This window comes from Microcoleus sp. S13C4, from assembly GCF_036700865.1.
In the GTDB taxonomy this organism is placed as follows: Bacteria; Cyanobacteriota; Cyanobacteriia; order Cyanobacteriales; family Microcoleaceae; genus Microcoleus.
This window is the reverse complement of the sequence record NZ_JAUBPS010000007.1, coordinates 25,217-51,775: the sequence shown is the minus strand read 5'-3', so window position 1 is coordinate 51,775 and position 26,559 is coordinate 25,217. Positions and strand designations below refer to the sequence as shown.

The 26,559-nt window shown below is 44.4% G+C and carries 19 protein-coding genes; 7 read left to right on the top strand and 12 right to left on the bottom strand.

The genetic code is table 11. The annotated features are described in order from the left end of the window. Positions 1-15 precede the first annotated feature (15 nt). Positions 16-2,820 carry a hypothetical protein gene (locus QT996_RS05245; protein WP_333045036.1) on the bottom strand — a complete coding sequence of 935 codons (2,805 nt, stop codon included), beginning with the start codon at positions 2,818-2,820 and terminating at the stop codon, positions 16-18. Positions 2,821-3,320: 500 nt separating this feature from the next. Here QT996_RS05245 and QT996_RS05240 point away from each other — a divergent pair, with 500 nt between their 5' ends. Next, the gene (locus QT996_RS05240) at positions 3,321-8,159 is read left to right on the top strand and encodes a tetratricopeptide repeat protein (RefSeq protein WP_333045035.1); all 4,839 of its coding nucleotides are present in this window, start codon (positions 3,321-3,323) and stop codon (positions 8,157-8,159) included. Positions 8,160-8,202: 43 nt separating this feature from the next. Here the strand turns inward: QT996_RS05240 and QT996_RS05235 are convergent, their stop codons facing one another. From QT996_RS05235 to nadD, 9 genes are all read right to left on the bottom strand, one after another. Continuing rightward, a complete protein-coding gene (locus tag QT996_RS05235) occupies positions 8,203-8,967 on the bottom strand; it encodes a CmcI family methyltransferase (RefSeq protein WP_333045033.1) in 765 nt (254 codons plus the stop codon). A 53-nt stretch (positions 8,968-9,020) separates the two neighbouring features. After that, positions 9,021-9,932 (bottom strand): NAD(P)-dependent oxidoreductase, encoded by a 912-nt coding sequence (locus QT996_RS05230; protein WP_333045032.1) that lies wholly within the window; start codon positions 9,930-9,932, stop codon positions 9,021-9,023. Then, a complete protein-coding gene (rfbC, locus tag QT996_RS05225; protein WP_333045031.1) occupies positions 9,929-10,462 on the bottom strand; it encodes a dTDP-4-dehydrorhamnose 3,5-epimerase in 534 nt (177 codons plus the stop codon). The genes QT996_RS05230 and rfbC overlap by 4 nt, the downstream gene beginning before the upstream one ends. Continuing rightward, positions 10,459-11,691: a class I SAM-dependent methyltransferase gene (locus QT996_RS05220; RefSeq protein WP_333045030.1), complete on the bottom strand. Its 1,233-nt coding sequence runs from the start codon at positions 11,689-11,691 to the stop codon at positions 10,459-10,461. Before QT996_RS05220 ends, rfbC begins: the two co-directional genes overlap by 4 nt. Positions 11,692-11,758: 67 nt before the next feature. Beyond that, positions 11,759-12,757, bottom strand: coding sequence for a GDP-mannose 4,6-dehydratase (locus QT996_RS05215; RefSeq protein WP_333045028.1), 999 nt, complete (start codon positions 12,755-12,757; stop codon positions 11,759-11,761). Next, positions 12,754-13,530 carry a glucose-1-phosphate cytidylyltransferase gene (gene rfbF / locus QT996_RS05210; RefSeq protein ID WP_333045026.1) on the bottom strand — a complete coding sequence of 259 codons (777 nt, stop codon included), beginning with the start codon at positions 13,528-13,530 and terminating at the stop codon, positions 12,754-12,756. Before rfbF ends, QT996_RS05215 begins: the two co-directional genes overlap by 4 nt. A gap of 90 nt (positions 13,531-13,620) precedes the next feature. After that, on the bottom strand, positions 13,621-14,580 hold the full coding sequence (locus tag QT996_RS05205; RefSeq protein WP_333045024.1) for a GDP-mannose 4,6-dehydratase: 960 nt from the start codon (positions 14,578-14,580) through the stop codon (positions 13,621-13,623). A gap of 419 nt (positions 14,581-14,999) precedes the next feature. Next, the gene (locus tag QT996_RS05200) at positions 15,000-16,019 is read right to left on the bottom strand and encodes a type I glyceraldehyde-3-phosphate dehydrogenase (protein ID WP_333045021.1); all 1,020 of its coding nucleotides are present in this window, start codon (positions 16,017-16,019) and stop codon (positions 15,000-15,002) included. Positions 16,020-16,210: 191 nt separating this feature from the next. Then, positions 16,211-16,927, bottom strand: coding sequence for a nicotinate (nicotinamide) nucleotide adenylyltransferase (gene nadD / locus QT996_RS05195; RefSeq protein WP_333045019.1), 717 nt, complete (start codon positions 16,925-16,927; stop codon positions 16,211-16,213). Between the two features lie 956 nt (positions 16,928-17,883). On the opposite strand from nadD, the gene murC reads away from it, so the two are divergent. From murC to QT996_RS05175, 4 genes are all read left to right on the top strand, one after another. Then, on the top strand, positions 17,884-19,440 hold the full coding sequence (gene murC / locus QT996_RS05190; protein WP_333045018.1) for a UDP-N-acetylmuramate--L-alanine ligase: 1,557 nt from the start codon (positions 17,884-17,886) through the stop codon (positions 19,438-19,440). 150 nt (positions 19,441-19,590) lie between these two features. Continuing rightward, positions 19,591-20,547: a UDP-N-acetylmuramate dehydrogenase gene (gene murB / locus QT996_RS05185; protein ID WP_333045016.1), complete on the top strand. Its 957-nt coding sequence runs from the start codon at positions 19,591-19,593 to the stop codon at positions 20,545-20,547. Positions 20,548-20,609: 62 nt separating this feature from the next. Continuing rightward, positions 20,610-20,960: a YbaB/EbfC family nucleoid-associated protein gene (locus QT996_RS05180; protein WP_006634273.1), complete on the top strand. Its 351-nt coding sequence runs from the start codon at positions 20,610-20,612 to the stop codon at positions 20,958-20,960. Positions 20,961-21,126: 166 nt separating this feature from the next. After that, complete coding sequence (locus QT996_RS05175; protein WP_333045015.1) at positions 21,127-21,618, top strand: low molecular weight protein-tyrosine-phosphatase; 492 nt, start codon at positions 21,127-21,129, stop codon at positions 21,616-21,618. A gap of 3 nt (positions 21,619-21,621) precedes the next feature. Here QT996_RS05175 and QT996_RS05170 read toward each other — a convergent pair whose 3' ends face one another. Both QT996_RS05170 and QT996_RS05165 read right to left on the bottom strand, forming a co-directional pair. Then, positions 21,622-22,338 (bottom strand): response regulator transcription factor, encoded by a 717-nt coding sequence (locus QT996_RS05170; protein WP_333045014.1) that lies wholly within the window; start codon positions 22,336-22,338, stop codon positions 21,622-21,624. 72 nt (positions 22,339-22,410) lie between these two features. After that, the gene (locus tag QT996_RS05165; protein WP_333045013.1) at positions 22,411-24,003 is read right to left on the bottom strand and encodes a glucose-6-phosphate isomerase; all 1,593 of its coding nucleotides are present in this window, start codon (positions 24,001-24,003) and stop codon (positions 22,411-22,413) included. A 464-nt stretch (positions 24,004-24,467) separates the two neighbouring features. Between QT996_RS05165 and dusB the strand changes: the two genes are divergently transcribed. After that, positions 24,468-25,478: a tRNA dihydrouridine synthase DusB gene (gene dusB, locus QT996_RS05160; protein WP_333045011.1), complete on the top strand. Its 1,011-nt coding sequence runs from the start codon at positions 24,468-24,470 to the stop codon at positions 25,476-25,478. A gap of 99 nt (positions 25,479-25,577) precedes the next feature. After that, positions 25,578-26,498: an ornithine carbamoyltransferase gene (gene argF / locus QT996_RS05155; protein WP_333045010.1), complete on the top strand. Its 921-nt coding sequence runs from the start codon at positions 25,578-25,580 to the stop codon at positions 26,496-26,498. Positions 26,499-26,559 lie beyond the last annotated feature (61 nt).

The window sequence follows — 26,559 nt, the reverse complement described above, 5'->3', positions numbered from 1 at the left end:
TCTTGCCATCTCTTACTAATGGATGGTCAGCCCAGTTTTGCCATTAATGCTGCGACGCATCAATTCTTTCCATTCTGCTGAGTTAACTAAGGTATTTGTATCGAGGATATCTCCTTTTTCTGACGAAAAGCGAGCAAAATTTTCTAACCAGTCCAAAACTGTTTCTGTTGTTGAAAAAGGCGTACACTTCAAGGATTCTTTAAGAAAGTTAGCCATCCCCGCTCTATCGCCTTTGCAATAAGCGTACCACCCCTCCCACAATAAGTCTTTGTACTGCATCTGACTTTTGACCTCTGTTTCTCTCACCCTAGCTTGCAAAAACTTTAATCTTTCCACTTCACTCTGAGTCTGATGGAGTTGTAAGTGAGATTGTGCCAATTCACTCTGAGTCTGACGGAGTTCTAACTGGAATTGTGCCAATTCACTCTGAGTTTTGTGCTGGAGTGCTTGGGATTGTTCTAATTCAATCTGAGTCTGGTGCTGGATTGCTTGGGATTGTTCCAATTCGCTCTGAGTCTGGTGCTGGATTGCTTGGGATTGTTCCAATTCACTCTGAGTCTGATGGAGTTGTAACTTGGATTGTTCCAATTCATTCTGAGTCTGATGGAGTTGTAACTTGGATTGTTCCAATTCATTCTGAGTCTGATGGAGTTGTAACTGGGATTGTTCTAATTCACTCTGAGTCTGATGGAGTTGTAACTGGGATTGTTCCAATTCATTCTGAGTCTGCTGCTGGATTGCTTGGGATTGTTCCAATTCACTTTGAGTCTGGTACAGCAGTGACTGAGATGGTTCCAATTCACTTTGAATCTGGTACAGCAGTGACTGAGATTGTTCCAATTCACTTTGAGTCTGATACAGCAGTGACTGAGATTGTTCCAATTCACTTTGAGTCTGGTACAGCAGTGACTGAGATTGTTCCAATTCACTTTGAGTCTGGTACAGCAGTGACTGAGATTGTTCCAATTCACTTTGAGTCTGGTACTGGATTGCTTTGGATTGTTCCAATTCACTCTGAATCAGGTACTGGATTGCTTGGGATTGTTCCAATTCACTCTGAGTTTGATGGAGTTGTAACTTGGATTGTTCCAATTCACTCTGAGTTTGATGGAGTTGTAACTTGGATTGTTCCAATTCACTCTGAGTCTGGTGCTGCAGTGCTTGGGATTGTTCCACTTCGCTCTGACTCAGTTGCAATTGCAACTGAAATTCTGCCAATTCACTTTGAGTTTGCTGTAGCAGAGCCTTGTTTTGCTCAAATTCTGTCCGCGTCTCATAGGGCATATTGTATAACAGAGGACTCGGCTCGACATTTAATTTCAAGTGAAAGTCACTTGAAAGCTTGGAAAGCTCGATAACTGCGATCGCATTTGCTTGAGAAAAAGGCGAGCCGTATTCCACATAACTCAGTTCAAGAGCATCTAATTCTTCCCAAAGCACGTTAAAACCACGGTCAGTTGTTTCTCTATCTATTAGCTTTAAACAATTAACAGAGACAGCCTCTTTAGGAATTCCATATTTTTTGCCTAACAGATACAAATACTCTTTACTAAACTGAATATACCATTCTCCATCTATAAGTTTTCCAAAAGGAACGGTAATCAATGCTTTGCCATCAGGAGCCAGTAAATCGTATATTTTAGCAATTGCTTTTAAGGGAGCTTCTAGATCGCGGTTTTCTTCCTGATCTCCATATCCACCAGAAGCATTTCCTTTTTGTCCAATCTGTCCGACTGTAGAAATTGAGACAATCGCGTCGTACTTTTTGTCAGACGGCAGGTCCATTAAGTCTTCATTATCTACCCCTACTTCTACTTCTAATTTATCGACAATTCGTCTTGATGTTATACCAAGCGTTTCACTCAAATGATTTTCATAATGAGATAGAACATTGCCAACTTCAAGTACGTTTGCTGGTTTTTGGAGGCCTGCCAAAAAGTTAAAAGCAATAGGTATCTCTACAGCTCTTTCCGTAGGATTGTTAAATCTTATCCTGTTGTAATAAAACTCTTGTTTCTTGAATAAAAACGTTTTTTTCCATTCTTTCATACTGGCTTCTCCTGTTTTTTCTACATTAAAATTAGTCTGCTTTAAGAGTTGTGTGAATTGACGCAATTGATACTGATACCTATTCCATTCCGCCATAAGGGGCTGCCTTAAAATTGGCTCTTTTCTCCGGTTGGCTCTGAGAATTAATGCCTCTTCATAAAGAGCCAAGTCTTGTTGATTGTTCTCTACTAACTTATCGATAAGTTTCTGATCGGCAAATACTTTTTGTATATCTTCGTGATATTTAGGATTCGGGTTGAGATTTTCATAGGAGTTACGAAAATTTGCCCAACCTAGCATAATTTTAAGTTCACTTAAGTCTTCTTGAAAAAACTCCTGTAAGCCGACAAAATAAAAATCACTTAGCTTTTTTCCACAAGTATGTCGGTATAGTATATTTCTTACCTCTGGTTGGTCGGCAAACTCATCTATTCCCATTCTTGAAGTTTGTATTTTCCCAACTATTGTGTGATTATTATTGACCAAGGGAAGATGCAGCCAATAAAAATATAGAGAAACTAATAGATGTACCGGGTGTCTCAACCAGATTATCCTTTTGGCATCAGGGAAAAAATTATCATACTTGGAGATCGGAAAATGACCGTGAATCACTCTAAATTCTGATGGTATTTCCGCAGGCTGATAGACTTTAGGTCGAGAACCCTCGAGATAGTCATAGTAAATATGTTCGCCACCATAAACTTGGTTTAAAATAAATTGAAATGTTGCTCCTGCTGTTTTTGGGACGTGAACAACGATTAGTTCAACCACGATAATACCTGCCTGTTGATATAACAATTTTGACTTGACTTCAACAAATTTTACCAGATATGAAATAAATTTCCTATATTCCGCTCGCCCTTAAGTCGATATATTCCTGCCGCCACATTAAACAGCTCACCTTCACTTAATCTGCAAGTCAACCAACTTTTTGGAGAAATGCTCCCCAATCAATCGCAGCTTATATTACAGCAATTCCCCTTAGTCTATATAAGACTGGCGTTGAGCGCTATATGTTCCTGCCGATTTACTCTGGCATCAAGCACTGGCGTCAGAATTTATGACAACCCATGATGACTTTCATCTGTTGCACTTGCCTAGCCATCAGGCTGTTCGTGCTGCAACATCAAGTACATCGCCTCTCAATAGTCAGGGATTCAACCACAGTTTACACTAAGGTCAGGTCATTAAGGTTACATCTTGTCAAAGGTACACAACTTAGTGTAACCTGAAGTGGCTCATCAGCTTAGCACGATTGACAGTAACTCCAGATGGAAGCGAAAAAAACTGCCATTGATTATTTGGACGAGGGCGATCGACTTCTAGAGGAAGAGAATCTAGAAGGGGCGATCGCCGCCTACCGTCAGGCGATTGAGCTAAATCCTGACCTCTCTTGGTCTCACCACAATTTAGGGGAAGCTCTAGCAAAAGTTGGTGAACTTGAGGAAGCGATCGCATCTTACCGCCGCGCCATAGAACTCAACCCGGATTTTTCTTGGTCTTATCATCACTTGGGAGATGCTTTATATCGACAGGAAAAGTGGGAGGAAGCGGTTGTTGCTTTTCGCATGGCCATTGAACTCAATGCCGATCACTTTGGTTCTTACTGTGGATTGGGGCAGAGTTTGGTCAATCTGGGTCAGCTTGATGAGGCGATCGCTGCTTACCGCCGTGCCAGTGAAGTTGAACCAGATGCAGATTGGATTCAGTATAGACTGGGGGAAGTGCTACAACAGCGAACTCAATTGGATTTGGAAGGGGCGATCGCTTCTTATCGCCGAGCCCTAGAGCTAAATCCAGATGAAGCATCTTACTATAACTTAGGAGAAGTATTAGCAGCCCAAGGAAACACAAACGAGGCAAGCGTCTGTTACTACAAGGCTTTTAAGCTAAATCCCCATAATATCCAAGCTAATCAAAAGCGCCCTCGGATTTATGATTGTTTTACTTTTTTTAACGAAATAGATATTCTTAAAATTAGAATAGAGGAATTAAAGGATGTTGTCGATAAGTTTATTTTAGTAGAAGCCACTAAAACCTTTAGTGGCAATCCTAAGCCTCTATATTACCAAGATTTTATTCATGAATTTGCGGAATATCAGGACAAAATTATTCATTATGTTGTCGATGATATGCCAGAAGTGATCGATGGCGACAGGTGGCCTCTGGAAATTCACCAGAGGGATTGTATCATTCGACCTTTGAGAGTTATACATTGTGGCGATGAAGATATTATTTTGATAAGTGATGTAGATGAAATCCCGAAAAAAGAAAAAATAGGAGATGCTATCGATCTGCTTTCCCATCATAAGTTTGTCATCTTTACCCACGATCTGTATCATTATCACTTAGATAATTTTAAGAGTAATTGGTGGTGTGGTACAGTAGCGTGCAAGTACAAAGATTTTAAAATTAGAACTGCCACCCAAGTTAGGAGATCGGACGAAGGTTTTTGGAGTCCCAATTGGAAAGCAGCCGATATTAGAAAGGACGGATTTCAACACCCTTTCATTGAGAAGGGGGGTTGGCATTTGACTTATTTTGGAGGCGCCCAAACAAGAAGGTACAAACAGCAAAATTATTCTCATGCAGAGGGAGATAATTCTCAACAAAAAGGAATTCCTTTGATAAATTTTGATGTAGCAAGACCCACCACTGATGAAGAGTCTCTGGGCAAATACTATTACGACGTCAGAGATGTTGAAGGTAAAGATATACCAGATTATCTAAAAATTAATATCCGTCAATATAGACACTTCTTAAAGCCCAAAATGACGCAAATGGCAATTTCTCATGCAGATTTGTATTTAGAAATAGCCTTATCTATATACAAACAAAATTTGGATATAGCCGTTAATCTGTGGTGTAGTGCAAGGGAATTAAATCCAGAAATAGGCAAGAAAAGAAGCTTTTTATCTGACTTACCACCTGTTGATTATTTTAAAATTTCTCCACAACAACTGTGTAATCAATCAGGGCAACTGATTCACAATAAGGATGGCTATCAGTTGGTGAGTTGTTCAGAAGAAGGTCAATTAGTTTCTTTCGGGCCTTATATTAAGGTGCCTGACGGGATTTACCGAGTCAAGATAGATGTTGAAGTGGATACCAGAGAGGTGAAAGAAACAAATAATCATCAGATTTTTGGTTTTAAATTTGATATAGTCACCGATCATGGTAACAGCGTAGCTTGGGACGAGAAGGTAGATATCCAATATCCTCAGCTAGAATTTTATTTGGAACTGACGAATGCCCAAGAAGAATTACAAGTGAGATTTTATTCTATGGGCCATAAGTTTGCAATTACTTCTATAGAATTAGCCTTGCTTTATCGGATACAACCGAATCAATCAATTAATAATTATGCACACAATTGTGGTAACAAGCGAGACAGGAATATTAAAGCTTACTTTGAATATACCACCATGATGCAAAACAATTTAGATGAGTTATTAGCTGATACCAATTACCATTCAGGAGAAAAAATGTCAACAGATTTTGAAGAGTGTTTAGAGTTAGGTAAAAAATTCACTGAGCAAGGAGATTTTGAAGGATCGATTAAATATTACCGTCAGGGTTGTCAATTAAATCCTAAGCATTTTGGTTCCTATGTTGGATTAGGAAAAAGTTTAGAAAAATTGGGTCAGCTAGATGAGGCGGTCGTGGCTTACCGCCGTGCCTGCCAACTCAACCCCGATTCCTTTGAGTGTTACTGGGAGTTAGGAAAAACCTTATATCAGCAAAGGTTGCTAAAGCTAAAAGCTTTACAGTCTCATCCTGATGTTGTGGCAACCCTATTAGAGGAACGCCCGAGTCAAAGGCTGCAAGTTCCATTGAATCAACTCAATGATGAAGGCTTTGTCAAAGCCACTGCTATGCTTAACGACGAAGATTTTATCCGAGAAGTTTACGGCGCCTATCTGAAACGCGAACCAGAACCGAGCGCTACAACGTCATTTTGTGAGATTCTCCGCAATGGCGGATCAACCCGCCTGACGCTACTGAGTTCATTTCGGGATTCAGCAGAATTTAAGTTACTTTCAATTAGGTACAAGGGTAGGGAAGCTGAGATTTTTGGTCACTGGCGGACAATAGAAATTAGCTATGAGAATCTGGCAGAGGAAATGGCTTGTTATCGGCAAGCGATAGAGCTTTGCCCAAATTTTTACGAGTGTTACTACAATTTAGGGGAAGCCTTGGCAACGCAGGGAGAGGCTACAGAAGCGATCGCATCTTACAAAAAAGCTGTGCAAATAGGGATGCAATTAGCACGAGAAAATAAATTAGAGGAAGCTTTTTCCTGTTACCAAACAGCCTTAGAAGTGATACCAGAGCAAGTTGCAATTCACTCAGATTTAGGAATGATGCTAGTGCGTTTGGGATGGTTCGAGAAATTACTCACTTGTTACCGCCAGACGTTCACTAAGACCTCCAAAAGCTCGGGAGTTTACCAGAGTTTTGGCCTACTTTTAGCACAAGAAGGTCTGATAGATGAGGCTGTTGCCTGTTTTCAACAGGCTTCACAGATTCACCGACCTAGTGAGGGAGATATCTACGAAAATATTTGGAATAGATTGAATCAACTCAACTTACGGGATGAGGAAAATCGTGATTGTGAAGTGGAAATTCAACAGGAAAAAGCAGAAGACTACTTCAGACTAGCAAGCAGGTATAAAGTAATTACACTGCAATCCTTAACTGAGGACGACAAAAAATATCTGGAAAATGTTGGGCTGTACCTACCCAATTTGGAATTAATAGCACAAAATAACTTTGCGTTGGAAAAAATATACATCAAGAGTTTTTCCGATTCTCCCAAACATCTGCATGAGCCATTGAGACTGACTTTGCCCTATCAGCAAGTTCTCGTAGAAACTGGTTATGTTTATGCAGTTTGTCCTTTCAGCGACAAGATTGTTAGGTCTAATCAATCATTTGTTATCAATCATTATGAGGTAGGACACCATGATTTGCAAGGCTTTATTTATCGCTTTGCAAGCAGCGAAATATTCTATTTAATGACAGGCTGCCCGCTCGGGGAAAAAATGTTAGTTTATGTACCAAGATTAGAGCTAATTATTAATCTCAATCCCGCGTTAGTCGGTTTGGCACGCCCTGTAGAAAGTATCAATAAGTTCAAGAGTTATATGGTGAGCTGTTGGCAGCAAGTTCTAAAATATATATCAACAGATGCTAAACAAGTAATCGATGTTATAGGTTTAGGCTTCAATATAGGACATTATTTGTGGCAAGACTTAGTAGGTCTTCATCTTCTCATAAAGCCTGAAATCCAGCATAAAATTGATAAAATCCTGATTGGCCCTGGGGACTACTTCAGTTGTCGGGAAGTTTTCCCAGAAATTGCGGCAGAGAAGTTCATTGAAGTTGAAGATGTTTGGGATGTTTTTAAAACTGTATTGGATAATAATTACGTTGCTTTCAGGGCCAATGGTTTGTTGATAGAAGAGGAACTAGCAAACAAAGTATGTGAAGTGGCCGTTAAAAAATGCTCTAGAGATTTTTTAGCGCAAGTAGAACAAGCTAAAAAGCATTTTCCTCTTTTGAGCTTTCAAATTCGTCTCAATAGTAGAATTTGGCGCGGTCAGGTAGAAGGAATAGCAAATATCATCGAAAGCTTGTATTCGGATTTTCCTAATTTGGGAGTTTTGTTTGATGGCTGGTCTGTTACGGGAACCGAAGATTCGCACAGTTCGAGTTGGTCTATTATTCAAAAGGAGAAAGAGATGATGGCAGAAATAATTGCCCAGATTCCTTCTGCTATTAATACATACACTGCGATCGGTTCCACCACTTACGAAACAGTTGTTTGGAATCAAGCGATAGATTTAAGTATCATCACAATGGGGGCGGGAATTATGTACACCTCGTGGATAGCTAACAAGCCAAGTGTGGTACACGGACACACTGTTGTATTAGATAGACACGGGTATCAAGTAACTACATCACAAGTAAGAGAAAACATCGTACCGCAAGTATTAATTCCTAAGGAATTTATTGTAGATTACCCAAACTTCGATTATGATTGTGATTGGAAAGGAATTTACACTGAAGTTATTAAAATAATAGAGAATTTGAAGAGGGACAGATAATAACAATCAGAATAATTTCCATCCCTGTTTACCCGCACTTTCCTTACAGTCTCCGCAACCAAGCCCCTGGCCAGTGAGTCACATTCTCCGTCAAATCGCTCTCACTAAACGGCCATTTAGGTTGCTCCAATACAAACTCAGGATGCTTTTCTGCAAACTCAGCCGCCGCCGCAGTAGGATGATCCCAGTTCCACTCAGAATTCCCGCGCGGCACATCATCCAAATCTTTCATAATCCCATCCGTGGCAATTATATAGGAGCCTGGTGTCACAAAACTGCAATAAGCCTCTAACTCGTCAGCAACGTGCTGTTTTGTGTGACAGGAGTCAAGACTAACCAAGACAGTCTCCCCTGGACTTACCAGTTTTTTCACCTTATCTACAATACTGGTATCTGTAGAACTACCTTCCACTAAAGTAATGAACGATGACAGTTCGTGTTCTTCTATAGCCTTGCGATTGTGCGCGCGAATTTCAATGTCAACTCCTACAACCCTACCCTTACCCATAGCTTTAAAAAGGCTAGCATAATAAATAAGCGAGCCACCGTGAGCCACCCCGGTTTCAATAATTACATCGGGTTTAACCTGATAGATAACTTCCTGAATCCTAATCATGTCTTCAGGAAGCTGAATTATTGGTCTTCCCATCCAGCTAAATGTATAGGTGTATTTTTGATTCCATCCTAATTTTAGCCAGTAGTGAGAAAGGAGTTCAAAAGCTTCCTTAGAATAAAGCGGGATAGTTTGACACTCACCGTCTATTTCTTGAATCAATTTTTTGGCATCTGTATCTAACGTTAATTTCATGATTTTTCCTAGTTATAATTAGATTTAGGTAACGAATGTTAGACAGCATTTTTTTAGGACAAAAGCTGTTTTTTCCACCAGATTATAGCTTGTCTTAATCCGGTTTCCAAATTACACTTTGGCTGCCAACCTACCTCATTCGATAAACGAGTCACATCAGCCACTAACAAAGGCGCTTCTTTCGCGGCAGACGCAATAGCACCTAACTGCACTAAATCCGATCGCCCGATTAGATCAGCTATTTTATAGACAACATCTTTAATCGCGATCGCCTGTCCCGATCCAATATTAACAGCTCCTGTCACCTCACTCTCCAAAAGAGCCACAAAAGCATCAGCCACATCCTGTACATACAGAAAATCCCGCATTTGATTACCGTGAGAGCAGCGAGCAGGCTCTCCCTTTAAGACAGAAAGAATCACTGAAGAAACCAGCCGATTTGGGTACTCGTAAGCACCGTAAGGAAAGAAAATACGTCCCCAAGCACTGCTGAGACTTGTCGTCTCCGAATAGCAATTCACCATCTCCTCCAAAGCTTTTTTACAAATACCGTAGGGAGTATCTGGATTTCTCGGCGTTATAAATTCCGAGCAATAACCATACTTCCAATCATACTCGGCGCAAGTCCCACCCATCACTACTCGATCGCCCCCTTGCTCTCGAAATTGCCTCAATAATTCCAAACTTGCCTGCACCCACAAAAAGTTATCTTCAGATTTCCAATATTGACCCGGTACAGTATAACACCAGGCAAAGTGCAACAAATGTGTTGGCTTTACTTTACAAATTAGCTCTTTAATGGATGTATGATCTAACAAATTTGCCAGATGCCAAATACAATCCGAATTGACAGTGGGCCACGTCTTAGAAGCGACAGCATGAACCTCAAACCCGCGTTCTACCAGCGTCTTTAGCGAGTGTCTGCCAACAAAACCCCCCGCACCCGTAACCAAGACTTTTTTCATAGCACAAAATCCGGGAAATTTCGATCTTTTTCCGAAATTACCCGCTGAGATATCTCCGGCCAATCAATACTAAAAGTTGGATCATTCCACCGCACTCCCCTTGCTAATTCAGAATAATACAATTCCGACATCTGGTAAAAAACTTCCGTATTATCTGCCAAAGTTTGACAGCCGTGAGCCATACCTTCAGGAATATATATCATCTTGCGATTTTCCGAGTTTAGCTCTATTGCAAACCAGTCTTTAAAAGTAGGAGAATCGGGCCGCAAATCTATAATTACATCATAAATTCCCCCTTTGATACATCTAACCAACTTCGCTTCCTCGTGAGGCGTAGCCTGGTAGTGCATCCCCCGCAAAGTACCTTTTTTCAGGTTAAAAGAAATATTGCACTGCACTAGGTTAGGATTCAAACCATGTTCTGCAAACTCCTTTTGACACCAACTGCGGGCAAAAAATCCCCTCTCATCTGCTAGGGGTTCTACCTCAATAACATAAGCTCCCTTAAGCTTTGTTTCAGTAAATTTCACCCTATTACCTCCACTTGAGGAATCAGCACCACAAACTTACCTCCCCACTCGCGGATATAATCCATCTGACTTACTATCTCATCCCTGATGTTCCAAGGTAAGATAGCCAAATAATCCGGTTTAGTCTCCCGAATTTGGTCTGGATGATATATTGGAATCTGAGTTCCCGGCAAAAACAAACCCTGCTTGTGCGGGCTTAAATCCACCGTATAATCAATCAAATCCGTGCGGATACCGCAATAGTTCAGCAGCGTATTAGCCTTCGCCGGCGCACCGTAGCCCGCAATTGATTTGCCTTGGTTCTTGGCATCAATTAGGAAACTGAGCAGTTGACGTTTAGTAGACTTAACCTGTTCGCCAAATCCTACATAAATTTCAATTTGGTTTAACCCTGCTTGCACTTCCTGAGCTTTCAGTTGAGCAATGCGATCGCCAACTGCTATACTATCAAAACCCTCATGCCTCGCGTAAATCCGCAGAGAACCCCCGTGCGTCGGCAATTCCTCCACATCAAACAAAGTTAAACCGTGACTTGCAAAAACTTTCTCAACCGTCAACAGCGAAAAATAAGAGAAATGCTCGTGGTAAATCGTGTCAAACAGATTGTCTTGAATTAGTTGCAATACATGAGGAAACTCCATTGTCAAGACGCCGTTTGGTTTCAGAATAATTTTCATTCCCGCCACAAAATCATTCAAGTCAGGCACATGGGCCAACACATTATTTCCCAGCAACAAATCTGCCTGTTTGCCTTGTGAAACCAACTCTTTAGCCGTTTGAACCCCAAAAAACTTGACTAAAGTGGGAATCCCTTTTTCCTCAGCCACCTTAGCTACATTTGCAGCAGGTTCAATCCCCAATACGGGAATTCCTTTCTGGTGAAAATACTGGAGTAAATACCCATCATTGCTAGCGAGTTCAATTACCTGACTGGTTTCGTCAAATCCAAAGCGCTCCACCATCAAATCAGTGTATTTCTGAGCATGGCGCAACCAAGAGTCTGAATAGGAAGAAAAATAAGCATAATCGCTAAAGATGCTATCCGGGGATTCAAACTCTTCTAACTGCACTAAAAAACAATTAGCACAGACATAAGTATGAAGCGGATAAAATTTCTCTGCACAATTCAGATGCTCTTGAGACAGAAAAGCATTCGCCAGCGGCGACATCCCCAGGTTTACAAAAGTATGCTCCAATGCGTGACTGCAAAAACGACATTTAGATGGCACAGAATTAGACCCCTTGACTATCAAATAAGAGAAATAAAATCAAAACCCGAGTCATAGAAATCCTCCATCACACGCTGATGACACAGGTATTTTCCTCTTTCAAAAAGTTTGTATACCATTCAATTGTTTCTTTCAACCCTTCTTCTAGAGGATACTTAGACTCCCAACCGAGCATTTTTCGCGCTTTATCTGCCGAGAGATACTGATGTTTGATTTCATTCTTAGCCCGATTCAATACGACAGGCTCTAAATGAGTCTTGTCCATCAATTCCAAAACCTTATCTACCATGCCCCGCACAGAAATTTGCAATTCGTTGCTGAAATTAAATGCCTCTCCCAAAATTTCTTTCCTGTCCATTTGTTCTGCCAAATGGAGATAAGCTAAAACCCCATCTTTCGCATAGAAATAGTCCCGGATAAAAGTGCCATCACTGCGGATGACTACCGGCTTGTCTCGTAATGCCGATCGAATTGTAGATGGAACTATCCTATTAAAATTCAAGTCTCCGCCTCCGTAAAAGTTCCCACAGCGAGTAATGCAAACCGGCAAACCATAGGTAACATAATAAGCCCGACTGATTAAATCAGCACAGCTTTTAGAAACATCATAAGGGTGTTCGCCTTGCAGGGGAGTTGTTTCGCTATAAGGCAACACAAGCTGGTCTCCATACGCTTTATCGCTGGATGCTATGACAATTCGACTCACACCTCCAACCCGGCGACAAGCTTCTAGAATATTCCAAGTGCCTTTAATGTTCGTTTCAAAAGTTGCCAGCGGCTCTCTATTTGCAACTCCCACAATTGTCTGAGCTGCTAAGTGAAATACCGTATCTACTTCATACTCATTAATCGCTCGTTCTACTGTTGGCAAATCTTCGACACAACCGCGAACGGTATTAATTTGCCGATACCACTCTCCAGCATACAGTCGGGATTGGGGAACCAAGTCACGGACTAATCCCGTTACCAAAGCCCCTCTTTCCAGCAACTCAGCTACTAACCAGTTACCCAAAAGACCTGTGCAACCTGTCACCAATACCGATCGATCGCGCCAAAATTCACTCATTCCCACACCCTCCAAGGAGCCTCTCCATTATCCCAAAGTTCGTTCAAATATTTATACTCGCGGTAAGTGTCCATCGCAAAAAAGAAACCTTCGTGGCGGTATGCCATCAATTGTCCCTGGGCCGCTAACTGCTCTAGTGGCTCTCGCTCAAAAAAACAATCATCCCCGCTCAAAGCCTCAAATATGCTGCGGTGAAGTACCAAAAATCCCGCACTAGCCCAGCCATCTATTTGAGGTTTTTCCGTAAATTCCAGAACCTTGCCTTGGCTGTCCACATCTAAAATACCATATCGGGATATCGGACGAACTGTACTAACAGTTGCCAGCTTACCATGAGCCTTATGAAAATCCACCAAAGCTCCAATATCGATATCAGCAACTCCATCACCGTATGTCACCATAAAGGTATCATCAGTAATGTATTTCTCCACACGCTTCACCCGCCCTCCAGTCATAGTCTCCGAGCCAGTTTCTGCCAGTGTCACCTTAAAATCTTGCTCGCGATGCTCCTCGTGATAGGTAATGCAATTCTGGCGACCCAAGCAAATAGTAAAATCATTATTCATCGCTTCATAATTCAGGAAATACTCCTTAATCATGTTGCCGCGATAGCCCAAACACACAATAAAGTCCCGGAAACCGTAATGGGCATAGGTCTTCATAATGTGCCAGAGAATTGGATACCCCCCTATATCTACTAGGGGCTTAGGACGAAATTCTGTTTCTTCTCGGAGACGTGTCCCCAAACCGCCGGCTAATAGAACTACTTGCATTGTTTCACATCTTGAAAAGGGTACACAACCGCTGATAATTCACAACAGGTATTTATTGCAAACAAAGATCTATTTTTTATGAAAAAATCCTCACACCTTACCCATCCTCGCCTCTACCATCATCCGCACCACATCGGGCATTTTATATTTGGCCTCCCAGCCCAATTTTTCTTTTGCCTTAGCCGGATTTCCCCTCCCTACAGCAATCTCCGTCGGTCTGTAAAGACTCGCATCGGTTACTAAATGTTCCTGCCAATCCAAACCCGCAGAAACAAACGCTGTCTGCACAAACTCCTCCAAAGGATAGCTTACACCCGTGGCAATTACATAATCGTCCGGTTCTTCTTGCTGCAACATTAAATACATCGCCTCCACATATTCCGGCGCCCAACCCCAGTCCCGCTGCACTGAAATATTACCTAAATGCAGTTTTTCCGGACTACCCGCAGCAATTCGGCACACAACAGATACAATTTTTTGGGTAACAAACCTCTCCGGCCGCAGCGACGACTCGTGATTGAACAAAATACCAGAACACGCAAACAAATTGTAAGCTTCCCGATAATTCGCTACTTCCCAAAATGCCGTTGCTTTCGCCACTGCGTAAGGACTTCTGGGGCGAAAAGGCGTATTTTCATCGGCTGGATTGCCTCTGGTATCCCCAAAACATTCGCTGGAACTGGCATTGTAAAGTTTAATTTTGCCGCCTCTAAACCGAATTGCTTCTAACAGATTCAATGTGCCTGTGGCAATGCTTTCGAGGGTTTCTACGGGTTGTTCAAAAGACAAACCGACGGAACTTTGGCCGGCTAGATTGTAGACTTCGTCGGGCTCAATTTTCGCTAGAACCTGCAAGACGCTGCGAAAATCGTTGAGAGACATGGATTCTAGTTTCACTCTGTCTCGGATGCCCAAACGGGCCAGGTTTCCGAAACTAGACATTTGGGCGTCCCTGGAGGTGCCGCAAACTTCATAACCTCGATCGAGCAGCAGTTTCGCTAGATAAGCTCCATCCTGACCTGATATACCGCTAATTAACGCTTTTTTCATATCACATTTTGTTTTCAACACTGTACCGTAGCTGTTGCTATTTTTTCAGGTTTTTAACTTTTATAGTCGGAATTTTTATTTTTTTAATATTTGGGATTTTCCCAGGATTTACCAGAGCAAGTTTAAGCGGTTACTACCAACAAACAACAAATTTATCATCAAGCAGACCCGAAAGCCCGATCGAAGTATTATTGCAAAAAGTTCGATAGCTGGGAGTAGCAGCATACAGATATCGGGTAGGGACACGGGACTGCCATGTCCCTACGATATTTCATTTTGTACTCGCCAACTATCGACTGCCAAAAGTCTCTAGCGCTCGAAAACAGAAATAACAAGTCAGCTAGAAATCGACTCAAAAGTAAAAAATATCAGCATTTTTGACCTTCTGCCGAATGACTAAGGCCTTCTGCCTTCGGGTACTAGGCTTCCCACCTTTCGGCGACTAATTCAGCCAAGTCAACAACCCGCTGACTGTAGCCCCACTCATTGTCGTACCAAGCCAAAACCTTTACCATGTCGCCATCCATCACCAGCGTTAAGCTGGAATCCAGAATCGAAGAAGCATCACTTCCGCGATAGTCGCATGAAACTAAAGGCAAATCGTTGTACTCCAAAATCCCTTTCATGGAGCCAGAGGCAGCTTCTTGGAACACTTGATTTACTTGCTCGGTAAAAGTCTTTTTCTCTACCTGAGCCACAAAATCAACTACCGACACATTAGGAGTCGGCACGCGCATGGCGATACCGTTCAACTTGCCCTTCAATTCTGGAATCACCAAAGCCACAGCTTGGGCTGCTCCGGTAGAAGTCGGCACAATATTCATTGCTGCCGCCCGGGCCCGCCGCAAGTCGCGGTGGCTGGCATCCAGCAAGCGCTGGTCGCCAGTATAGCTGTGAGTAGTGGTCATCATGCCTTTGACGATGCCAAAATTTTCGTGCAGCACTTTCAGTACAGGAGCCAGACAGTTGGTAGTACAGCTAGCATTGCTGATGACTGTGTAGTCACTGTGCTTGTAGTTGTGGTGGTTGACTCCCATCACATAAGTGCCCACTTCAGAACCCTTGCCGGGAGCGGTAATTAGCACTTTTTTAGCACCGGCAGTGATATGCTTCGATGCACCAGCTTGGTCAACGAAAACGCCGGTCGATTCAATAATCAGATCAATACCCCAATCTTTCCAAGGCAAGTTTAGCGGGTTGCGATCGCTCACGCATTTAACTGTCTTCCCATTTAGGGTAATGGAATTTTCATCCGCACTGATGTCCACATTCTTCAACGTTCCCATCATGGAATCGTATCTCAGCAAGTGAGCATTACTTCTGGGATCGGAAGTGTCATTAATAGCTACCAACTCTAGCTGGCTGTTTTCTCTGCCCAGCCAGCAGCGCGCAAAACTGCGCCCAATACGTCCAAAACCATTGATCGCGACTCGAATCACTTTAGTACCTCCTAACGATGGCAGCCCCTAGCTCAGGCTTAAATTTTGGAAAAATTTAAGAATTGACTTATGACACAAGATCATATCGCAAAGGTCGATCCTTTATAACTTTTTGTGTCGATCAAAAAAGCTTGAACTTTTCTAGAAGGCTGAAATTGCAAGGCAGAAGGCATTAGGCTTTCTGCCGCTGGTTAGTGGTAAAGCTGATGGGCTGCAATATAAGTCCCGACAACTTCCGGGACTAAGTAGCGGAGGTCGATCTTTTCGGCGCAGCAGCGGCGGATGTGGCTCGACGAAATCTCGATCGCAGCCATGGAAAGCACCTCCCAGCGAATTTCCACGTGCAAAAGAGCCATTTGTTCGGCAACTCGCCGGCCAACAGCATTTGCCTGAACCTGCATCCTGTCTTCCCCCGAATCGATGGGTTTTCCACTCGGACAATCTCCCCACTCGGACAGTTCCCCCATCTCCTGGCTTTCTGCTGTCTCTCGATCTCCCTGAGTCGGACGTGGGGCCACCAACCAGTCGCACAACCCGGCAACTTCCCTGCACCGATGCCATTTGGGGAGAGTAAGGAGTGCGTCGCTACCAATAATCCAGTACCACCGATGATCGCCTGGATACAATTTTTGCAAATATAGCAGGGTGTCAATGGCAAAATAACTGTCGGAGGGATTTGCCGACGGCGGCGAAAGTAGGAAGTCTGGGCGATCGCCGATCGCCAGAGCCAACATTTCCCGCCGGTGCTCAAAACTTGCCAAATCCGGGCGCCACTTGTGAGGAGGAGAGCGATCCGGTACCCAAATGACTCGATCAAGAGCAAATTGACTCGCAGCCGTCTCCGCTACCAACACGTGACCCCAGTGAACCGGGTCAAAAGTCCCCCCCAAAATCGCTATTTTCGCCATATTTCCCCCAAATCAGGATTAATACAGACATCGCGCCAATTTTATGTTTCTACGCTTTTAACCATAAGCTCGTTTATTAGAAAACCCTAGGTTTACATCGGGGACAAACCCCTCGACGGCCCTAGTTTCCACGATCGTCCTGGACGCAGAAACCGGTTTTTTTCACCCCCTTAATTCCTTCACACCTTCAATAAGACTTAAAAAACCCGGTTCGGAGGGTCGGAGTGGGTGCGGGACTGGATGATTAACCTTGCCAATATTAATCCCAACTTGTTTTGAGTGTGCGATCGACCGCCTGAGCATTCGTTGGTTGGCGGGTCAAAAAGTTGTGACAGTAGATATACTTTTTAGCGCAGTGGTAAAAACTTTCAGGGCTGCCAAGAGGGTTCATCAGCTTCTCGATCAAGCCCATGATTTGGTTTGCTCAATGGCTATTCGACTATTCCGACTAACTACATAACTTATATATACAATATACTAAAAATATATACTATAGCTGCGATCGTGTCAATCTCTGACTTGGGCGAGAAAATGACTGTAAAGGTAGATTTATGACTCTAAAAGGAGCGAAAATTGGTCATACGTGGTAGTGTTTGTAAATCCTTATGGGTTTTACCCTCAATCTTAGAAAAAAGGTTGTGGGGCTTTTGCTGCCGTATCCGAGCACAGCAGGCGGATAGAAATAGAAAGAATGCAGGAGTATGCAAGCACCCAAAATTAGTCTGTTGGGCCAGACCCCGTTTTCTGTTACCTGCTATTTTCGAGCTGTGACTGTTCCGGAAAAATACTCGGTACTAAGTCATATAGGATACAAGACAAACATCTCTACAAGTCCCGCAAATCTAGGGACGCGCAGAGAATTTTGTACAAAATCTCTAGCGAACTGTATCCTGAAAAAACAATTCTTGATATGATATCGCGTGTTATTGGCGTGGTGTGGTGTGTGAGGAGCGAAGATGCCGAGTTCTGTTGATTTCAACGGTAGACCATTTCATTTCATCGGCATTGGTGGGATTGGGATGTCAGCCCTTGCCTATATTTTAGCTAAACGCAAGTTGCCTGTGTACGGTTCCGACATTAAATCGAGTCACATAACCGAGCGCTTGCAAGGAATGGGAGCTCATATTTTTTGGAGTCAAGACGCCAGCAATTTTGAATTATTTCAAACGGCCCTTAACGGTAGCAGTCCCGACTGCGGGCAACAGGAAAGGGCAGTATCCTCGATAGTCGCGGGTACGGTAGGGACTTCTGTCGCGACAGCCGAAGCTCTCCAATTGAACGGCAACGGTTCAACCGCCCAAGCAATTCTGGGATTGCCTCAAGTAGTATGTTCGACGGCTATTCACCCAGCCAATGCCGAATATCGAGCTGCTTTAGATTTGGGCTGTCCGATTTTTCATCGATCGGATGTGTTGGCAGCGTTAATTCAAGATTACCAAAGCATAGCCGTAGCGGGGACTCACGGCAAAACTACTACTAGCAGCTTAATCGGCTTCATGCTGATGGCGGCGGGTCTAGACCCGACGATCGTAGTAGGAGGCGAGGTCAATGCTTGGGAAGGCAATGCCCGTTTGGGAGAAGGCCCCTACTTAGTTGCCGAGGCTGATGAATCCGATGGTTCTCTCGTCAAGCTGGTTGCCAAAATTGGCATAGTGACGAATGTGGAACTGGATCATCCAGACCATTACGATACCCTTGACCAGGTAATAGACACATTTAAGGTGTTTGCCCAAAACTGTCAAACGTTGGTGGGCTGTATTGACGACCAAATCGTCAAAGAATGCCTTCAGCCTCATGTCAGTTATAGCTTGCAGCCAGACAGCGGTGCTGACTACACGGCTTCGGGCGTGGAGTACGGAGCCGAAAGCACCAAGGCTGGCATTTGGGAGCGAGGAGCTTTCCTGGGGGAAATGGAGTTGAAGTTGCTGGGCACACACAATCTCAGCAATGCACTAGCTGCGGTAGCAGTAGGCCGATTGTTGGGGTTAGAGTTTTCGGCGATTGCCAAAGCGATTGCTGGCTTTGAAGGAGCTCGCCGCCGTTTTGAGGTGCGGGGTTTTCACAATGACATCCTGTTTGTGGACGACTACGCCCACCATCCTAGCGAAATTCGTGTCACCTTGGCGGCGGCTCGCTTGCGTATCGAAGGTAGCGAAAAAAATCCCAAATCCCGAAGAGTGGTTGCAATTTTTCAACCCCACCGTTACAGCCGGACTCTGACATTTTTGCCAGAATTTGCTCAATCTTTTGGGGATGCTGATTTGGTTGTGGCTTGCGATATTTATAGTGCTGGGGAACCAAATTTAGGAGAGATTAGCGGGCAGCAGGTTGCTGATTTGATTGCTAAAGAAGGCCGACAGGTTGAGTTTGCGCCTTCCCTGGAGTCAGTGACTAAGTTTTTAACCAAAAATCTGCAACCGGGGGATTTGGCTCTGTTTTTGGGGGCTGGTAATCTGAATCAGATTATTCCAGAGGTTATGGCTTTTTATCAACAAGCCGATCGCCCCGATTAGCTCGCGAACTGAGTAGAGTTGATCGACATTATGGCGTTGCACGTTGTGCCGAAACTTCTGTCGGGCGGCTCGCTCAAAGGGGCGACATAAGTTAGCTAAATGGATTTTAAACCACGTCTTCGAGCGAAGGTATTTTTAAGGATTTTCAAGATGGTGACTATCTCGAATGACTCCTCTGTTAAGGACAATCGGCGAGTGTATTCTCCTATTTCTTTGCGGGGAACTGATTGCAAGATTAACTCCCAAGTTTCACTGGCGGGCCTGACTTCGTTCCGAGTCGGTGGCCCTGCCGAGTGGTACGTTGCACCCCGCAGTATGGAGGCTTTGCAAGCGACTTTTGCTTGGGCACACGATGAAGGAGTGCCGGTGACTCTGCTGGGTGCGGGTTCTAATTTGTTGGTGAGCGATCGGGGTTTGTCCGGTTTGGTCGTCGGCACTCGCTACCTCAAACAGGTGAATTTTAATCCAGAAACAGGTCAAGTTACAGCGGGGGCGGGCGAGTCAATTCCCCGCCTCGCTTGGTTGGCGGCTAAACGGGGCTGGAAAGGCCTCGAATGGGCAGTTGGCATACCGGGCAGCGTGGGAGGGGCTGTGGTGATGAATGCAGGCGCTCACAGAGGCTGTACTGCTGATATTCTGGTCAACGCTCGCGTCCTATCCCCTGGTGGTAAGGTGGAAATTCTGACTCCCCAAGAGTTGGAGTACCGCTACCGGACTTCGGTGCTGCAAGGGGGCGATCGGCTAGTAACAGAAGCGACTTTCCAGTTGCAGCCGGGATTTGACCGATCGCAAGTAATGGCAGAAACTAATGACCACTTCAGCCAGCGGCGGACAACTCAACCTTACCACTTACCGAGCTGTGGCTCAGTCTTCCGCAATCCCGGCCCCAAGACGGCCGGTTGGTTCATCGAACAAGCGGGACTGAAGGGATATCAGATCGGCGGCGCACAAGTGGCTCAGCGCCATGCTAATTTTATTCTTAACTGCGGGTCGGCAACGGCCAATGATATTTTTCAAGTGATCCGCCACGTTCAACAGCAAGTCGAGCAGCGGTGGTCGCTGTTGTTGGAGCCAGAAGTTAGAATACTGGGAGAGTTTCCCTTCTAAGGCATCATTGAAGTAATACGGAAACGGCAGACTGCCAGCCCACACACCATCACAAAGTAGTTATGACAAAATCAGGACAAGGATTTGGCTTCGGCCTGGGAAAAATGAAAGAACTGACTGAAGCTTTCAAAAAAGCTCAGCAGGTTCAAGAAGGAGCTAAAAAGCTCCAAGAAGAGTTGGATGTAATGGAAATTGAGGGAACTGCCGGCGGCGGCTTGGTCAAGGTTTTTCTCAGCGGCAACCAAGAACCCCGCCGCGTGGAAATCTCACCGGATGCCCTCGGTGAAGGTGCTGATGTGGTTTCTGAACTCGTCACGGTGGCGATGCAGGATGCTTACGCTAAGTCTACGATGACGATGCGGGAGAAAATGGAAGAACTTACCGGCGGACTGAATCTCCCCGGTTTCGGTTAGTCATTAGTCATCAGTCATTAGTTATTAGCTATCTGTGTTTAAAAATGGCTCTCTAGGTAATGACTGATTGATTTCTCTCAAGCACGAAACTTTGGGAAAAAGGGGAAAGGAAAAATTTTCTTTCTTCTTTTCCATGAAAAATTACTAATTACTAATTATCAATTAAATGTCTTATAAGTTATTGTTTGTCTGCCTCGGAAACATCTGCCGATCGCCCTCAGCAGAAAATATTATGAATCACTTAATTGAACAAGCTGGTTTGAGCGATCGCATCACCTGCGATTCTGCCGGAACTGCTAGCTATCACATTGGCAGCCCCCCTGACAGGCGGATGGCATTGGCGGCGAGGAAGCGAGACATTGAATTGCTAGGCGAAGCCCGCCAATTTTCCAAAAACGATTTTGAAAATTTTGATTTGATTCTGGCTATGGATCGAGACAATTATCGCAATATTCTTGCCCTGGATGCGGCTGGAAAGTATAAAGATAAAGTGCGGCTGATGTGCGATTTTTGCCAGAAATACGACCTTAAAGAAGTACCCGATCCTTACTACGGTGGCCCGGAGGGATTCGATCGAGTAATTGATTTGCTGCTGGACGCTTCCCAGGGTTTGTTGGAGTACGTTATAAATCAGGAAAAATTAACAATTACCAATTAACAATTACCAATTACCGACTAAATGGTGTTCCATCGCAAAGCGAACGAGTTCTGCACGGTTGTTACTTTGTGTTTTTCTGAACAAGCTGCTGACGTGCTTTTCGACGGTTCGGGGGCTGAGGTGGAGCCGATCGCCTATTTGAATATTAGAAAGACCTTCTGTCAGCAAATCTAGCACTTCTCGCTCTCGCTGAGTCAAACTCGGAGCATTTTGGCTGGGAGAGGGGCGATCGTCCGTTTCTGACTTTTGAGTAAAAAAATCCGCTTCTGGCTTGTCATTGGCTCTGCTGCGTGCCTCTGTTGGCGTTGGCTCGGGTTCCGGGGAACGAGAGGGGGCCTGAGCGATTAGAGCGTAGCGATCGAGCAAAGAGCGAATAACCGCCCCCAATTCCTGGAGTTCAAAAGGCTTAGCCAGATAATTGTCGCACCCCATCTGATAGCCGCGAATCCGTTCCTGCGTGCTCGTGCGTTCCGTCAAAAAAATCACTGGCAGCAAGCGGAAAGCGGGACGAGTCCGAACTCGCCGCACGAATTCGTAGCCATCCATCTCCGGCATTGTAATGTCGGTAACAATCAAGTGGGGCTGAAATTCATCTACCAAGCCTAAAGCTTCTTTGCCGTTCTCAGCAGCGATTACAGAGTATCCGGTAATTTCCAGATAATCGGTAATTGACAAGCGAGTCCCGAAATCGTCGTCAGCAACCAGAATCGTTAAGGGCATGGGGGGAAAGTTAAAATTAAACATTAAAAATTAAAAGTGAAATGAGTCACTTTTAATTTTTAATTCTACTGTTTAATTTTCTTGATAACTGGCAGTTAAAGTAGCGGGTTGGCCTAATTTTCCCTCCAAAGCTACGCCGCGCCCGTTGGCTGCCAAATGCCGCAGAGTTTTGTAAATTGTCTCGATTTGCTCGGGTTTTCCTGCTTTTTTGGCTATTTCTGCGACAGACAGAGGTTTTTGGGCGTCTTTGAGCACTTGCAGTACCCGTTGCTGCAAGTCCAATACAGCAGCGGCTGCTTTTTTGCCTGCTTCAACCCCTGGTTGGTGATAGGCATTGACATTCACCAAGGAACCGTAAAAACCTACGGCTCTTTCGTAGAGGGCGATTAATGCTCCTACTGTCCGAGGGTTGACTTGGGGAATGGTGACAGTAATGGAATCTCGGTGATTTTCGTACAAAGCTTGTCGAGTTCCCTGCAACAAACCAGACAAATAATCTCCTGAAGTGACGCCTGTTTCTACTTCTGGGGAAAGGCCTTGCCTGTCTTGCAAAACTTCGATAAATGTTAGGAAGAAATTCGGCACGCCGTCTCGCAGTTGCTGGACGTAGGCGTGTTGGTCGGTGCTACCTTTGTTGCCGTAAACTGCGATTCCTTGATGAACTGTGTTGCCGTCTAAATCTTCCTGTTTGCCGATCGATTCCATGACTAATTGCTGCAAGTAGCGGCTGAACAATAGTAGTGAATCTTTATACGGCAAAACTACCATATCTTTTTCGCCCCGTCCGTTGCAGGCAAAATACCAACTCATGGCTAAAAGGGCGGCGGGATTGTTTTTAACGTCGGGAATTCTGGTAGCTTCGTCCATCACTTTAGCGCCGTCGAGCATCGCCAGAATGTCGATGCCTTGCAAAGCTGCTGGCAAAAGCCCTACTGCTGAGAGTTCCGAAGTGCGCCCTCCCACCCAGTCGGCCATCGGGAAGCTGCCAATCCAGCCTTCGGATTTGGCTAAGTTGTCTAGTTTGCTGTCTGTTCCAGTGATCGCAACTGCCTGTTTGGCGAAGTCGAGTTTTTGGGCGGCGAAGGCTTTTTGAACTTCAATCATGCCGTTGCGGGGCTCGGGGGTGCCGCCGGATTTGGAGATTGTAATTACTAGGGTGCTGGCGAGTTTGTCTTTGATTTTGTTGAGAATTCGATCGATCCCAGCGGGATCGGTGTTGTCGATAAAATGTATTGCTAGGGGTGGAATGTCTGGGGATAAAGCTTCGGAGACAAATTGGGGGCCCAGGGCGGAACCACCGATGCCGATCGAAATTATGTCGGTAAATTGAGGAGCAAAGGGCGGTTTAATATCGCGGTTTTGAACTTTTTTGACAAATGTTTCGACTTGTGCTGTGCCTTCGACTATTTCTTGTTTTAATTCTGGAGTGGGAGCTAAATCGGGGTTTCGCAGCCAGTAGTGGCCCACCATGCGGTTTTCGTCGGGATTGGCGATCGCACCTGCTTCTAAAGCTGCCATGTCTTTGAAAGCTTTGTCAAATTTGGGCTTCAGTGCTGCTGCGAAAGCGTCGTCGAATCCCATGCGGCTGATATCGAGGTAAAGTCCCAATCCCTCGTGATAGTAAAGCCAGTCTTGATAGCGTTGCCAGAGTGCTGCGGCGTCCATAGGAATTCTCTACAATTTTTTTAATGTTCGATCGGCGTCGTCAGGAATCCACCAATTGTAGTTTAAAACGATCTGATGTACGGCTTTTGTAGAATCCCAATAAATTTAAGCATTAGTCGTCTGAAGGCAGCCGGAGCCGAAGCCAGCCAAACCATTCGGCAGAATTAAACAAGAAAAATATGACTTGAGCAACACTCTTAGTAGGTAGATCCCCCATTAATGGCCACACCCCATAGATAGATCGAAGTGGCACAGAGATTTAACTGTGGTCGGCGTTGGCGTTTGGGCCCTGGTTTCACAATATTCAAATTAGGGCGATCTGGATCTCTAAAATAAGCATTGTGGTCAGGTTAAATATACTTTTAGCTGTCACTCAATAATCGGCTAAAAATATAATTAATAACTGTCAACTATCTGAAGTGTAGTATAATATACAGATATTATCAATTAAAGTGCGATCGACTATGCTTGCTCTATCTCCAGAATTAAAAGAAAGGTTAGCAACTCCGCTTAAAATCGGCGATTTTGAAGTTAAAAGTCGCGTCCTGCAATCGCCCTTATCCGGCGTTACCGATTTGGTATTTCGCCGCCTGGTGCGCCGCTACGCGCCGGATTCGATGATGTACACGGAAATGGTGAACGCTACGGGTTTGCACTACGTGAAGCAACTGCCGAGAATTATGGAAGTTGACCCGAACGAGCGCCCGATTAGCATTCAATTGTTTGACTGCCGGCCGGATTTCTTGGCAGAAGCGGCGCAGAAGGCAGTGGCAGAAGGAGCCGATACTGTTGATATTAATATGGGGTGTCCGGTTAACAAAATTACTAAAAACGGTGGCGGTTCTTCTCTGCTGCGAGACCCGGAAACGGCCGAGGCAATTGTGCGGGCTGTTGTGGAAGCTGTAGATGTTCCTGTCACAGTTAAAACTAGGATCGGTTGGACTGACAAAGAAATTAATATTTTGGAATTTGCGAAGCGGATGGAAGATGCGGGAGCAAAAATGATTACCGTGCACGGCCGCACTCGATCGCAAGGTTACACCGGCCCGGCCAAATGGGAGTGGATTCGCCGAGTGAAAGAAGTTTTATCGATTCCAGTTATTGCTAACGGGGATATTTTTTCAGTGGAAGCAGCGATGCGATGTCTGGAAGAAACCGGCGCTGATGGAGTGATGTGTTCGCGGGGAACTTTGGGCTATCCTTTTTTGGTGGGAGAAGTTGATTATTTCTTGAAAATTGGTGAAGAAAAGATAGCTCCGACACCAATTGAACGCCTCGAATGTGCTAAAGAACATTTGCGGGCTTTGTGGGAATATAAAGGTGAAAGTGGTGTCTGCCAAGCGCGCAAGCACTTAACCTGGTATGCTAAGGGTTTCCCCGGCGCTGGGGAATTGCGGGGCGTGTTGGCTGTGGTAGAAACGGTTGAACAAGGTTGCGATTCGATCGATCGCGCGATCGAGCAATTGCCCGCATAAACCTTACCCGCAGATGTTAACTAGGGATTAGAGAAACAAAACCTGCCTCTGCGGGCTAAGATTTAAGACAAAGTTAAAAATTTGTGTGTGGGGGAAAGCATGGATTCCTTAAAAGGGCGAGATTTATTAAGTCTGGCAGATTTAAGCATTGACGAATTAAATTATTTGCTGGATCTAGCAGCCAGTTTAAAATCGGGAATGGTTAAGCTGAAACGCAATAAAGTTCTCGGCTTGTTATTTTCCAAAGCTTCAACGCGAACGCGGGTAAGTTTTACGGTGGCAATGTATAAATTGGGAGGGCAAGTGATTGACCTCAATCCCAACGTTACACAAGTCAGCCGCGGCGAACCTTTGGTAGATACAGCCAGGGTTTTAGACAGATATTTAGACATTTTGGCGATTCGGACTTTCGAGCAAAAGGATTTAGTAACTTTTGCCAACTATGCGAAAATTCCTGTAATTAATGCACTGACAGATGACGAACATCCATGTCAAGTGCTGGCGGATTTAATGACAGTTAAAGAGTGTTTTGGCAAGCTAGAAGGATTGACGCTGACTTATTTAGGCGACGGTAACAACATGGCAAATTCGCTGATGTTGGGCTGTGCAATGACGGGAATGAATGTAAGAATTGCTTGCCCTCAAGATTTCCAGCCGAATGCTGAGATAGTGGAAAAAGCTAAGAATATTGCTAAGGGAAAAACAGAAGTTACTGTGACGGCGGACGCAGAAGCAGCAGTGAAGAATGCTCAAGTGATTTATACTGATGTTTGGGCGAGTATGGGACAGGAAGAGGAAGCAAAAAGCAGGATTCCTTTGTTTGAACCCTATCAGGTAAATGAACAATTGCTGAAGTTAGCAGATAAGAATGCAATTGTATTGCACTGTTTGCCCGCACACCGGGATGAAGAGATTACCGATGCAGTGATTGAAGGCAGTCAATCGCGCGTTTGGGATCAGGCAGAAAATCGGATGCACGCTCAGCAAGCTTTGCTCGCAAGCATTCTCGAAAGCGATTAGGAAGTAGCTAAAAATTAGTCTGTCGGGAGATCAAATCGACCTGCTTGCTACTTTTTGCAGA